Genomic DNA, 13,098 nt, shown 5'->3' on the forward strand with positions numbered 1-13,098 from the left:
CCGCTTGTCGATATCATGCGTATTGCGCCGCTATCACGCCCCGCTATGCTGCGCGCCATCGCGGCGGGGTCCGTCCCGGCCGTATCGACTGCCCTCCTGTCCTAGAGGTCTTCATGATCCTTACCCGCATGTCCCGCCGGCTTCCCCTGATGCTCGGCCTGTCCGCGCTTGCGTTCGCGCCGCTTGGCTCCGCCGCGCAGGCCGCTCCGGCCGCTGCCGCCGCCGCGCCCGCGCCGCTCTCCAGCCTCGTTTCGGCGGTGGACATCCCCTATCAGGAATTTCGCCTGGCGAACGGTCTGCGGGTCATCGTCCATACCGATCGCAAGGCGCCGATCGTCGCCGTTTCGGTCTGGTATCATGTCGGCTCGCGCTTCGAGCCCGCCGGCAAGACCGGCTTTGCCCATCTGTTCGAACATCTGATGTTCTATGGCTCGGAAAATGCCGACGGTCCCTTCTTCGGCCGTCTGGAAGATATCGGCGCCACCGACTGGAACGGCACGACCTGGTTCGACCGCACCAATTATTTCGAGACGGTGCCGACCGGCGCGCTCGATCGCGCACTGTTCCTGGAATCCGACCGCATGGGCCATCTGCTCGGCGCCGTGACCCAGACCAAGCTCGATGCCCAGCGCGGCGTCGTCCAGAATGAAAAGCGCATGGGCGAGAATGAGCCCTATGGCCTGGTCGAATATGCCCAGCTTGCCGGCATGCTGCCCGAAGGCCATCCCTATCGCCACTCGACCATCGGCTCGATGGCGGATCTGAACGCGGCCAGCCTCGCCGACGTCCAGAGCTGGTTCAAGACTCACTATGGCCCCAACAATGCCACCCTGGTGCTGGCCGGCGACATCGACGTGCCGACCGCCAGGGCGAAGGTTGAAAAATGGTTCGGCAACATCGCCTCCGGCCCGGCGCCGCAGGATGTCGACGCGACCGTGCCGACGCTCGACAAGGATGTGGAAAAGGTGATGCACGACAATGTCGCTGCCACCCGCCTCTACCGCAACTGGATCGTCCCCGGCGTCAACTCGCCCGACCTGCAGCAGCTTGACCTTGCCCTCTCGGTGTTCGGTGGCCTCGGCTCCTCGCGCCTCGACAATATCCTGGTCCGCGACGAGAAGGTGGCGGTCGCGGTCAAGGCCAGCATCCAGCCGTTCGAGAAGCTGTCGATGGTCGAAATCACCGTCGACGTGAAGCCGGGCCAGGATCCGGTCGCCGTGGGCAAGCGGCTCGACGCGCTGCTCGCCGACTATCTCGCCAAGGGCCCCAGCGCGGACGAAGTGCTGCGCGCCGCGACCCAGCAGCTCTCCGGCACGATCGGCGGCCTTGAAAAGGTCGGCGGCTTCTCGGGCAAGGCGGTGACCCTGGCCGAAGGCGCGGTCTATTCCAATGATCCCGGCAAATATAAGAAGGATCTCGCCATCTATGCCGCCGCGACGCCCGCCAGCGTCTCGGCCGCCGCGCGCAAATGGCTGGGCCGCCCGGTTTTCCGCCTGACCGTGTCGCCGGGCGAACGCTCGGCCGAGGATAATGCGCTCGCCGGCAATGCGCCGACGGGCAGCGCCACCATGCATCCCGCCCATTTCCGCGATCCCAATGGCCCAGCGCCCAAGGCCGGCACGCCGCCGCCGCCGACCAAGGTCGCCGAGCCGCCGATCGAGCCGGTCAAGGATCTGGTCTTCCCGCCGGTCGAACGCGCGAAGCTGTCGAACGGCGTGTCGGTCGTCTTCTCGCGCCGCGCCACCGTGCCGGTGGTCAAGGTCTCGGTCGCCTTCGATGCGGGCAATGCCGCCGACAACCGGCAGAAGCTCGGCACCGCCGCGCTCACCACCGCCCTGCTCGACGAAGGCACCACCAGCCGCAACTCGGTGCAGATTTCCGAGGAGCAGGAACGTCTGGGCGCCGGCATCAGCGCGGCCAACAGCATGGATGCCACCAATGTCGGCCTCTATGCGCTCAAGCCCAATCTCGACGCCTCGCTCGGCCTGCTCGCCGACATCATTCGCAACCCCGCCTTCGATCCCAAGGAAGTGGAACGGCTGCGCAGCCAGATGCTGACCCGCATCGCCGCGGAAAAGACCCAGCCCATGGCCATCGCCCAGCGCATGCTGCCGCCGATGCTCTATGGCCAGGCCCATCCCTATGGCATTCCCTTCACCGGCTCGGGCACCGAAAGCGGGGTGAAGGCGGTGACGCGCGCCGATCTGGTCGCCTTCCATGACACATGGATGCGCCCCGACAATGCGACCATCTTCGCCACCGGCGACACGACGCTCGCTGAACTGCTGCCGCTGCTCGAAAAGCGCTTCGGCGACTGGAAGGCGCCGGCCCTTGCCAAGGGCGCCAAGCTGTTCCGCATGGACCGCATGATGCGTCCGTCGCGCATCGTCCTCATCGACAAGCCGCAAAGCCCGCAGTCGATGATCCTCGCCGGCCAGCTCACCAACAAGTCGGGCACCGACAATCCGGTCACCCTCATCACCGCGAACGAGGTGCTGGGCGGCAGCACCACCTCGCGCCTGACCATGGACCTGCGTGAGGCGAAGGGCTGGGCCTATGGCGCGGGCACCGGCATGCCCGGCGTCAAGGAAACCATCCCGCTGCTGGTCTATGCCCCGGTCCAGACCGACAAGACCGGCGAATCGATCATCGCCGCGCGCCAGGACATCAAGGATTTCCTGACCAGCAAGGGCACGACCCAGGCGGAGCGCGACCAGACCATCAACGGCCAGATCCTGTCGCTGCCCGGCAGCTTCGAAACCTCGTCCGACCTGCTTTCGGCGATGATGCGCAACAATCTGCTCGGCCGGCCCGACGACTATTATGCCACCCTGCCGGCAACCTATCGCGCCATCACCGCGGCGCAGATGGATCAGGCCGCGCGCGAGGCGATCAACCCCGATCGTCTGATCTGGGTCGTGGTCGGCGATGCGAAATTGGTGAAGCCCCAGCTTGACGCGGTCGGGCTGCCGGTGGAAATGGGCACATTGGCTGATTGACGCTAACGTAAAGGAGAAGTGAGATGGCTGCAGTGGATGGTGCCTATGATTGCGTGGCTAAGACCCCGCTGGGCGAACAGACCGGCGTGTTCACCGTGATCAGCACGGGCGACCGCTTCAACGGCACCTTTGCCGGCATGATGGGCTCGCTCGACGTCAAGGATGGCGTTGTCGCCGGCAACAAGCTGACCTGGAAGATGGAAATGACCATCCCCATGCCGATGACGCTGGAATGCGAAGCCGAAATCACCGGCGAAAGCCTGACCGGCACGATGCAGCTCGGCGCCTTCGGTGCCGCGCCCTTCACCGGCACGCGTCGCGCATAATCCCGATCGGCTGCGGCCCGGTTCATGCCGGGCCGCAGCCGACATTACCAAAAATTCATGGCCGACCCGTTGCACTATAAAATTAGTTAGCTATCTAAGCGTTTGTGAATCGGACCGACCTTCAGCGCGCCCTGGCGCATAATATGCCGCAGATTGCGCGCCTCTGGCGCCAGCTTGCCGATTCCACCCTGGCCGAATTCGGCGTCTCCAATTCCGCCGGCTGGTGTCTTCTCTATCTCGACCGGCTGGGCGCCGACGTGCGCCAGATCGAACTGGCCGACGTACTGGGCATCACCCAGCCTTCGCTGGTCCGCACCCTCGACCATCTTCAGGCCGCCGCCCTGATTGAGCGCACCCCCAATCCGGAGGATCGCCGGTCCAACTGCCTGTCGCTCACCACCTCCGGTCGCGACCTTGTCGGCCGCATCGAAACGCGGCTCAGCAACATGCGCAACGACCTGCTCGATGGTGTGCCAGAGGCGGATATCGAGACCGCCGTCAATCTGTTAGAACTGCTGCGACGCCGTATCGGGGAGCGCCGGGGCCAGTCATGAAAAAGGCCGCTTTGTCAGCCTGGAGCGAGCGCCTCGGCGTTCCCGCCGCGCTATTCTCGCTCAAATGTTTCCTGGCGGCGATGCTGGCCCTTTATGTGGCGCTCAGCATTGGGCTGGAACGCCCCTATTGGGCCTTCCTTACCTCCTATATCGTCGCCCAGCCGCTCGCCGGCGCGGTGATTTCCAAGGCGATCTTCCGCGCCATCGGCACCATCGTCGGGGCCGCCTTCTCCGTCGCGATCGTCCCGCCGCTGGTCAATTCGCCCGAACTCCTGACCCTCGCCATGGCCGCCTGGCTGGCGCTTTGCGTCTTCGTGTCGCTGCTCGATCGCACGCCGCGCTCCTACATGTTCGTGCTGGCCGGCTACAGCGCCTGCCTGATCGTCTTCCCCGACGTCGACTCGCCCCAGACCATCTTCACCGTTGCCACCCTGCGCGTGCAGGAAATCTGGATCGGCATCGCCTGCGGCAGCATCGTCCATGGCGTCGTCCTGCCCGGCTCGATCACCGGCAATCTGTTCGCCCGTGTCGAAGCCATGCTGCGCGATGCCGAACGCTGGTCGCGCGACGCTATCGCGACCGAACCGGTGCCCGGTCTCGATGCCGAACGCCGCCGCCTGGCGCAGGACGTCACCGAACTGCACCAGATGTCGATCCATCTGCCCTTCGACATCAGCCGCCTCGCGCCGCGCGTCCGCACCGTGCGCGCGATGCAGGACCAGCTCTCGCTGCTGCTGCCGCTGGGCGCCGCGGTCGAGGATCGGCTGGCCATGCTGAAACAGGCCAATGACGGCATCGTCCCGGCCCAGGTCGAACAGTTGATCGCCGATGCGCGCGACTGGCTCGATCATCCCGGCACCGACAGTGCGACCCGCGCCGCCGGCGCCCAGGCGCTGATCGACCGCTGCGCCGCGCTGGAGCCGACAGCCGACAGCCATATGGACTGGGCCGGTATGATGCGGCTCAGTCTCTATTCCCGCCTCGGCACGCTGATCGCCGTCCATCGCGACTGCCGCGACCTGTTCGATCAGATGCTGACTCACAGCCGCAGCCCGGTGACGCCGCGCGTCGCCGAACTGCTGGAGGGGCGCCGCAACCGCGAACTGCATCGCGATTATGCCGGGGCCGCGCGGGGCGCCTTCGCCGCCTTCATGACGGTGACGATCGGCTGTGCCTTGTGGATCGGCAGCGGCTGGCATGATGGCGGCAGCGCGGTGATGCTGGCCGGCGTCTTCCTCGCCCTCTTCTCCGCGTCGGACAATCCGCTCGCCCCGCTCAAGGGCTTCATGATCGGCACGATCATCGCCACATTCCTCGGCGCCCTCTACGGCTATGCCATCATGCCCCGGCTGGACGGCTTCGCCATGCTCGCCCTGGCCTATGCGCCGCCGCTGCTGATACTGGGCGCAATGATGGCCTCGCCGCGCTGGATGGGCATTGCGTTGCCGACGCTGCTCGGCCTGGGCAGTCCGGTGCTGCTCTCCAGTGCCTATGTCAGCGCCTTCGCCTCCTATGTGAACGGCTCGGTGGCACAGCTGGTCGGCATCTGGTTCGCGATCATCATGGCCGGCCTGCTGCAATCGGCCGGGGTGGAGCGCGCCGTGCGCCGCACCGTGCGCGCCGGCTGGGCGGATATCGCCACTCGCGCCAACCTCATGAGCCAGCCCGACGTGCGCGGCTGGATCAACCGCATGCTTGATCGCATCGCGCTGCTCGCCCCGCGCCTCGCCGCCATTCGCACCGACAGCGGCAAGCCGCTCTATGACGCGCTGCGCGACCTGCGCACCGGCGTCGCCATCGGCGAATTGCGCCAGCTCCGCGTCGATCTCCCCTTCGACGAAGGCGCTCCGCTTGGCCGGGTGCTGGGCGGCGTGGCCGACCATTATCGCCGGCTCGATCCCGATGCGCCGGCCGCGGCCGACCCTGCGCTGCTCGATGACATCGACAGCGCCATCGGCGACCTTGCCGCCAATCCGGCGCCCTCGGTCCGCCGCGATGCGATCCTGGCGCTGGTCAGCCTGCGCCGTAATCTCTTCGCCGACAGCGCCGGCTATCGCATGCCCCCCATGACCCCAAAGACCCCCCTGAACGGAGTTCCCGCATGACCGGCGAATTGTCCATCGACGGGGTCTTCTTCCCCACGCTGCTGGCGCTGGCGCTGGCCGCGCTGATCATCACCTATGGCCTCACCCGCCTGATCGCGGCGTTCGGCCTCTATCGCTTTCTTGCCTATCGGGCCCTCGTCGACCTCAGCCTGTTCGTGCTGACGCTCGGGGGCCTGTCCATTCTCGTTCCGATGCTGGGAATCCGCCTATGAACCGCCTGACCGGGACGCTGATCCGCAGCGCCGCCACCATCATCATCGTCATCCTCGCCGTCATCGTCGCGGTGTGGATGTGGAACCATTATGAGCGCAGCCCCTGGACCCGCGACGGTCGTGTCCGCGCCGATGTGGTGCGCGTGACGCCCGATATCGGCGGCCTCGTCACCTCGGTCGCGGTGCGCGACAATCAGCAGGTGAAGGCGGGCGACCTGCTCTTCGTCATCGACACGCCGCGCTATGCGCTGGCGCTGGAACAGGCGGAGGCGCAGATCGCCAGCGCCCAGGCGACGCTCGGCCAGGCCCGGCGGGAGGCTACCCGCGATCTGGCGCTGGGCGATCTCGTCGCCAAGGAAAGCCATGAACAGAATGTCGCCCGCGTCGCCACGGCGCAGGCCGCGCTGGCCGAGGCGCGGAGCGCGCGCGACGCCGCCGCCTTGAACCTCAAGCGCACCCAGGTCCGTGCCTCGGTCAACGGCGTCGTCACCAATCTCGATCTGCATCCCGGCGACTATCTGGGCGCCGGCACCCAGGCGATGGCACTGATCGACAGCGACAGCCTGCGGGTCGAGGGCTATTTCGAGGAAACCAAGCTGCCTCTGGTCTGCATCGGCGCGCCGGTCACCGTCCGCCTGATGGGCGAGAAGCAGGATCTGCACGGCAAGGTCGAAAGCATCGCCTATGGCATCAATGACTCGACCCGCAGCGATTCCGGCAACCTCCTGCCCACGGTGGAGCCGACCTTCTCCTGGGTCCGCCTTGCCCAGCGCATCCCGGTCCGGGTGAAGCTCACCAATGTCCCGGCCAATATCACGCTGATCTCGGGCCGCACCGCCACGGTGACGGTCGAACCGGCGAAGAAGGATGCCAAGCCGGGAAGCTGCCGCCATGCGTAAGGGTATCGCCACGTCCTTGATGGCACTGGCGCTCAGCGCCTGCGCCACCGCCGGGCCGGATTATCAACCGCCCGAACATTCGGCCGCGACCGCGCCGGGCGCGCAGGGCGCTTTCCAGTCGGCGCAGGGCGCGGGCTTCAGCAATGCCGACCTGCCCGACCATTGGTGGAAACTCTATAATGATCCCCGGCTCGACGCACTGATCGCCGAGGCACTGACCGCCAATACCGACCTGCGCGTCGCCGACGCCAATCTCACCGCGGCGCAGGCCGTGCTGCGCGAGACGGAGGCGGGGCGCCAGATCAGCACCACGATCAGCGGCGGCGAAACGCTGGCGCGTCCCTCGGGCGTGACCCAGCATCTGCCCGGCTCGGTCAGCTATGATTTCGGCCTCAGCGCCTCCTATCCGCTCGACCTCAACGGTCGCATCCGCCGCGCGATCGAATCGAGCGGCGCCAATGTCGAGGCGGTGACCGCCGCGCGCGACTATGTCCGCGTCAGCGTCGCCGCCGCCACGGCCAAGGCCTATGCCCAGGTCTGCGCCGCCAATTATGCGCTCGGCGTCAATCGCCGGGTCGTCTCGCTCCAGCGCGATACGCTGAACGCCACCCAGCGCCTGTTCAAGGGCGGTCGCGGCACCGCCTTCGACGTCAGCCGCGCCCAGGCGGCAGTGGACCAGAGCGAGGCGACGCTGCCGGTCTATGAAGCCCAGCGCCAGAGCGGCCTCTATCTGCTCGCCACCCTGCTCGGCCGTCCGCCGGCCGATTATCCCAGGGATGTGGAAAGCTGCGCCACTCTGCCGTCGCTTGGCGCGCCGCTGCCGGTGGGCGATGGCACCGCGCTGATCCGTCGCCGCCCCGACATCCGCCAGGCCGAACGCATGATCGCCTCCGACACCGCGACCCTGGGCGTCGCCATGGCCGATCTCTATCCGCAGGTCAGCATCGGCGGCTCGGTCGGCCTGTCCGGCCCGCTCAAGGATTTCGGCTCCGGTTCCGCCTTCGGCTTCAGCCTCGGCCCGCTCATCAGCTGGACCTTCCCCAATCGCCCGGTGGTGAAGGCCCGGATCGCCCAGGCCGATGCCCAGGTGCAGGCCGATCTCGCCAGCTTCGACGGCAGCGTGCTGGAAGCGCTGCGCCAGACCGAAACCGCGCTCGAAACCTATCGCCGCGATGCGGAAAAGGCCGCTGCGCTCGATCGCGCGCGCGACAGCGCCAATGTCTCGGCGGGGCAGGCGAACAAGCTGTTCCGCTTTGGCCGCAGCGATTTCCTCGACCTGCTCGATACCCAGCGCAGCCTCGCCAGCGCCGAATCCTCGGCCGCGGCCGCCCGCGTCCAGCTGGTGCAAGACCAGATCGCCATCTTCCTGGCGCTGGGCGGCGGCTGGACCTCAGACGATGTCGGCAACCAGAGCGCGGGGAACGCGCAGCAATGATCCGTGGCGCGCGCCGGCCGGCATGGTCAGGCGCGCGCTGACGTCGGTCCACGTCACCATGTCGCGGGTCATCGCCGCGCCCCAGCGACCCTCCTTGTAGACGTCATAATAGCAGAGCAGCGCATCGCCGACCTGCGCGCTCATCGGCCCTTCGACCCAGCCGGGCGAGAAGGGCGGTGACAGCGGCCCGAACGGCCCGGTCGGGCTGTCCGCCTTCGCCACCTGCAGCCATTTGTGCGGCGGCTGCACCGTCTCGTCCTTGACGATCAGATAGAGGTCGCCGCCCGGCGCCTGCGCGAACGTCCCGTCGATCACGCTGAAGCCGGGATCATAGAGCGGCGCGGGCGCGCTGAACGTCTCGAAATCGGCCGTGCTGACCGACCAGAGCCGATGATTATAGCCCGATTCCGATGTCCCCGCCGTCTCGGTGAAACGGCCCTCTACCGTGCTCGACCAGAACAGGATGTGGCGCCCGGTCGCCGGATCGCGCACCGCCTCGGGCGCCCAGCAATTGCGGGTGCCCGGCACGTCCTGCATCACCGGAATGGCGCGCTGCTCCGACCAGTGGACCAGATCGCGGCTGGTCGCATGGCCGATCGTCACCCCTTCCCAGGCGGTGGTCCACAGCAGATGATAGACGCCCTTGTCCGCGAACAGATAGGGGTCGCGCATCAGCTTCTTCTCGCCCACCTGCGGCACCAGCAGGCTGCGCCCGTCCGCCAGCGTGCGAAAAGCAAAGCCATCCTCGCTCACCGCCAGTTTGAGGCCATCGGCCTCGCCCTTGCCGGTGGTGAAATAGGCAAAGACCAGCAGGTCATCGGCGCGCGCCGCCGATCGGGTGGCGCACCCCGCCAGCGCCAGCGCGCCCAGCCCCAATGTGAAGTCGCGCCGTCTCATCAGCGATAATCCTTGGCCATTTGCGGGTAGAGGTCGAGCAGCTTGTTGGCGACATAGTCGCCGCCATGGCCCATCGGCCCGGTCGGTTCGGGTTTCGGCACGGCCGGCTGCTGCGATGCCAGTCCGCCCGGCGCCTCCGCCCCATTCAGCCCCTGGCTGATCAGGTCGGGCTTGGCGCCTTCGCCGGCATTATGCCCGTCCTGGTCGAAAATCGCCTCCTGGTGCCGGATCGGCTCCCAGATGAATGTGCCCCAGCCATGCTTGCCGGGCAGGGCGTGGACCAGATCGTTGATATAGCGCTTGCGGCTCGAATATTCGGCGACCAGCAGCCCCTTGTCGGGATAGCGCTTCACATATTCGCTGAAGGTCGTGGCCCAGTCGCCCTGCGCCCGCTGCTGGTAGCAGGAAAAGCCGATCACATCGAAATCCACCTGCCGCGCGATCAGCGCATCGGTCCATTCGCGTACGATCGGCCAGTGCCGGCCCAGATGATTATGCACCTGGATCGCGACCCCCGGCTCGGCCCGGCGCGCACCGGCAATCCCCGCGCGCAGCAGCGCGGCAAAGCCGTCGAACCCGCCAACCTCGCCGACCCTGGCATGATTGGCGTCGGTCACCGGATTGCCGGTCGACGTCGACAGCTTCACCCGGCCATGGGGCCACAACATGCCGAAGGTCGTTTCATTGCCGATCACCGCCATGTCGACCGGCGCGCCGCCCGCGCGCATCGCCACCAGCGTGTCATGGGTATGCGCCTCGACCGCCTTGGCCAGCGCCGGCAGGTCATAACCGGCCCAGGCCGCCGGCACCGCCTGATGCTCCGGGTCGGCCCAGGTGTCGCTATAATGAAAACTCAGCACCAGCCCCATGCCGGCATCGCGCACCCGCTTGCCCAGCTTCACCGTCTGGGCCAGGCCAGCCCAGCCCTTGTCCGGTTCCCGCCTGGAATAGCCCTTGGCCGGATCGACGAAGATGCGCAGCCGGATCGCGTTGAACCCGGCATCGCGCAGGATCAGGATCGGGTCTTTCTGCACGTCGCCCACGAAATAGCGCGCCCCCGCCGCCTCATCCTCGGGCACCCAGCTCACATCGGCGCCGATCAGATAGGGGCCGGGCCGCGCGCCATTCTTGCTTACCTTGGCCAGCGCCGGCCGGGCCAGCAAGGGCAGGGTGGCGAGGCCGAATGTGCCGCGACGCGTGAACCGGGTCATGCCTTCACCTCCATGCGATATTCCGGGACGATGCGCAGCACCTCCAGCGTTGCCACCTGCGCCCCCGCCGGCAGCTTCGCCCGCGCGGCATCATCCAGATAGATGGGTGCATCGGCGCGCAGCGGCATCACCGTCAGCGTCCAGGGCCGGCCCAGCCGCGCGGCAAAGCGCTTGAGGCCGATCCGCCAGACCCGCCCGTCCCAATAGGCATCGTCCAGCATGTCGGGGCCATCGAACAGCCGGCCGATATCGCCGCGCCAGTCGATCTCCAGAAAGGCGTCGCCGCCCTTCGCCAACACATCCTTCGGAATGGTGAAGCTAAACGCCGCCGCCGCCTTGTGCGCCTCGGGCAGGGGTTGCATCGCCGCCTTGGCCGGCCCGCCAATCTCGATAGGCGGCGCCGTGCCGGCCTCGCGCGTCCGGGTGAAGGGCAGGGGCGCGATAGCTGTCGCCTTCGCCGTCATCATCGCCGGCTTGCCGGGCAATATCTGCCAGGCGAAACGCGCCTCGCCGCGCTGGCGCAGTTCCAGCCCGTCCGGCCCGAACAGCACATCCGCCGCGCTCAGCACCACGCGCCGCTCGCCACCGATCTCGCCGACCCAGATACGCTTTGCCGCCTCCCGGTCGATCAGCATCAGCCGCACCGATCGCCCGTCCGCGCCCGTCACCCGCACCGGGCGCGTCGCGGATGGCGGCACCTGCACGATCACCCGCCCGCCTTCGCTGCGCGCCGGTGCATCGACCTTGGTGCCCGCCGGGAAGGCCAGCTCCACGGGGCCGGGCAGGCAGGCCGCCATCACATGGATCGGCCCGTCCCGGTCGGCGATGCGCGTTACCGGCTGCGCCGTCGCCCAGTCGAGCCGCACCCCGTCCAGATCCATGCCGATCGGCCAGAAGAAATTGTCGCCCGGCGCGATCGTCACCGGCCGGCTCGGCAGGCGGACCGGGCCGCCGGCCAATGTCACATTGAACTGCGTGCCGGGATGCGCCGCCGTGCCATATTGGCGGACATGATTGTTGACGAACAGGAAGCCGGTGTCCCCCTTCGCCCGCACCGCCCAGCGCAGCGTCTTCAGGTCATCCTTGTCGGCTGGCAGCACGGCCGGCGCATGCACCGTCATCGGCGCCAGCGTCTCGCCATAGGCGGCCAGGAAATAATGGAGCGGGCGCAGCGCCGCGCTCACCGGATTGACCTCGCCATATTGGCCGATCGGCGCCTGGAAATCATAGGCGATCGCCGGGCAGTCATTATAGCCGCCAGACCGCTGCGTTTCCTCCAGCATGCGTCCGTTCGCCAGCGGGTTGGCGCCGCCATGGAACATATAATAGCCCAGCAGATTGACGCCCGACCCGACCTGCGTCGTCACCGCCGCCGCCACGTCGGCCGGCTGCAGCAATGGCCGCCGCCGGTACATGACCGGCACGCCGCCGCCATATTCCGCGCCCAGGAAGGGCGTATCTTCCATGTCGCTGTCGGCGTCGCCGCGCCGCCCGCCGCGCGTCTGCGCGCCCAGGTCGCCGCTCACCCGGCTGTCGAAGCGGAACAGGTAATTTTCCTTGGGCGGCAGCTTGACCGTCTTCGCCGACCAGGGTTCGTCGGGATAGCCGCCATGCACCGGCACCACCTCGCCCTTGGGATAGACGGTCTGGTCCCATCCGGTCACGGTATAGAGCGGCACGTCGAAGCCGATCCGCAGCGCCAGCGCCTTCAGCGCGGCGATATGCTCCCGGCCCTGTCCGGGGCCACCCAGATTATATTCATTCTCGACCTGCATGCCGACGATCGGCCCGCCATCCTTCCACATCAGCCCCTTGAGCTGATCGTGCAGCCCGCGCCAGAAGCGCTCGACCTGCGCCATATAGGCCGGGTCGTTGCTGCGCGTGCGGGTGCTGCCGGCGATCCAGTCGGGGATGCCGCCAAAGCGCGCCTCAGCATGGCCCCAGGGGCCGGGCCGCAGGAAGAAGAGCAGGCCATGTTTCTGGCAGAGCCGCACGAAGCGCCCGATGTCGCGGTCGCCGGTCCAGTCGATCCTGCCGGGCGCTAGCTCGACATGGTTCCACAGCACATAGGAGGCGACGATGCCGACACCGGCCGCCTTCATCTTCAGCAATTCCTCTTCCCAATATTCGCTCGGGAAGCGGGTGAAGTGAAATTCGCCCATCACCGGCAGCCAGGGCCGGTCGTCGCGGGTCAGATAGAGATTGGTGATGCCGATCCGCCCCTGCGTCCCGGCGCCGGTGCCCATATGGAGATGCCCGGACTTGAGCGGCAGGCCCGGCTTGCGCGCGTCCAGGCTGTTGGCCGTCTGGGCAAGGGCGTCAGCGGGAAGGGCGAGGCCCAGGCCGGCAAGGCCCGTGGCAGTCAGCGCCGTGCGCCGGTCGATATCGGGCATCCGTCCTCCTGTGATGAAACGGGAGGCTGAGCCCTCCTCTTGGATCGGGGTTGTCCCGCGCCCACCC

10 protein-coding genes are annotated in these 13,098 nt (G+C 67.4%); 7 read left to right on the top strand and 3 right to left on the bottom strand.

The features are described 5' to 3' along the window. The first annotated feature begins 113 nt into the window (after positions 1-113). The 7 genes from ACUCV3_RS20835 to ACUCV3_RS20865 all read left to right on the top strand — a co-directional run bounded on the left by ACUCV3_RS20835 (position 114) and on the right by ACUCV3_RS20865 (position 8,530). Positions 114-2,999, top strand: a complete 2,886-nt coding sequence (locus tag ACUCV3_RS20835; protein ID WP_482241098.1) for a M16 family metallopeptidase — start codon at positions 114-116, stop codon at positions 2,997-2,999. A 23-nt stretch (positions 3,000-3,022) separates the two neighbouring features. Continuing rightward, positions 3,023-3,325 carry a hypothetical protein gene (locus ACUCV3_RS20840; RefSeq protein ID WP_004209325.1) on the top strand — a complete coding sequence of 101 codons (303 nt, stop codon included), beginning with the start codon at positions 3,023-3,025 and terminating at the stop codon, positions 3,323-3,325. A 143-nt stretch (positions 3,326-3,468) separates the two neighbouring features. Then, positions 3,469-3,879 carry a MarR family winged helix-turn-helix transcriptional regulator gene (locus tag ACUCV3_RS20845; protein ID WP_251007672.1) on the top strand — a complete coding sequence of 137 codons (411 nt, stop codon included), beginning with the start codon at positions 3,469-3,471 and terminating at the stop codon, positions 3,877-3,879. Then, entirely contained in the window at positions 3,876-5,984 is a 2,109-nt protein-coding gene (locus tag ACUCV3_RS20850; protein ID WP_482241099.1) for an FUSC family protein, read from the top strand. The genes ACUCV3_RS20845 and ACUCV3_RS20850 overlap by 4 nt, the downstream gene beginning before the upstream one ends. Further along, the gene (locus ACUCV3_RS20855; RefSeq protein WP_482241100.1) at positions 5,981-6,196 is read left to right on the top strand and encodes a DUF1656 domain-containing protein; all 216 of its coding nucleotides are present in this window, start codon (positions 5,981-5,983) and stop codon (positions 6,194-6,196) included. The genes ACUCV3_RS20850 and ACUCV3_RS20855 overlap by 4 nt, the downstream gene beginning before the upstream one ends. Further along, the gene (locus ACUCV3_RS20860) at positions 6,193-7,095 is read left to right on the top strand and encodes an efflux RND transporter periplasmic adaptor subunit (protein ID WP_010337503.1); all 903 of its coding nucleotides are present in this window, start codon (positions 6,193-6,195) and stop codon (positions 7,093-7,095) included. Before ACUCV3_RS20855 ends, ACUCV3_RS20860 begins: the two co-directional genes overlap by 4 nt. Next, on the top strand, positions 7,088-8,530 hold the full coding sequence (locus ACUCV3_RS20865) for an efflux transporter outer membrane subunit (protein ID WP_482241101.1): 1,443 nt from the start codon (positions 7,088-7,090) through the stop codon (positions 8,528-8,530). The genes ACUCV3_RS20860 and ACUCV3_RS20865 overlap by 8 nt, the downstream gene beginning before the upstream one ends. Here ACUCV3_RS20865 and ACUCV3_RS20870 read toward each other — a convergent pair. From ACUCV3_RS20870 to ACUCV3_RS20880, 3 genes are read right to left on the bottom strand one after another with little or no spacing between them, the layout of a single operon-like run. Beyond that, positions 8,486-9,427 carry a glycoside hydrolase family 43 protein gene (locus ACUCV3_RS20870; protein ID WP_482241102.1) on the bottom strand — a complete coding sequence of 314 codons (942 nt, stop codon included), beginning with the start codon at positions 9,425-9,427 and terminating at the stop codon, positions 8,486-8,488. The two genes, ACUCV3_RS20865 and ACUCV3_RS20870, sit on opposite strands and share 45 nt — an antisense overlap. Continuing rightward, positions 9,427-10,638: a glycosyl hydrolase 53 family protein gene (locus tag ACUCV3_RS20875; RefSeq protein ID WP_482241103.1), complete on the bottom strand. Its 1,212-nt coding sequence runs from the start codon at positions 10,636-10,638 to the stop codon at positions 9,427-9,429. The genes ACUCV3_RS20870 and ACUCV3_RS20875 overlap by 1 nt, the downstream gene beginning before the upstream one ends. Further along, the gene (locus ACUCV3_RS20880; protein ID WP_482241104.1) at positions 10,635-13,031 is read right to left on the bottom strand and encodes a beta-galactosidase; all 2,397 of its coding nucleotides are present in this window, start codon (positions 13,029-13,031) and stop codon (positions 10,635-10,637) included. Before ACUCV3_RS20880 ends, ACUCV3_RS20875 begins: the two co-directional genes overlap by 4 nt. Positions 13,032-13,098: the final 67 nt, after the last annotated feature.

It is taken from the genome of Sphingobium sp. VMM (assembly GCF_056790315.1).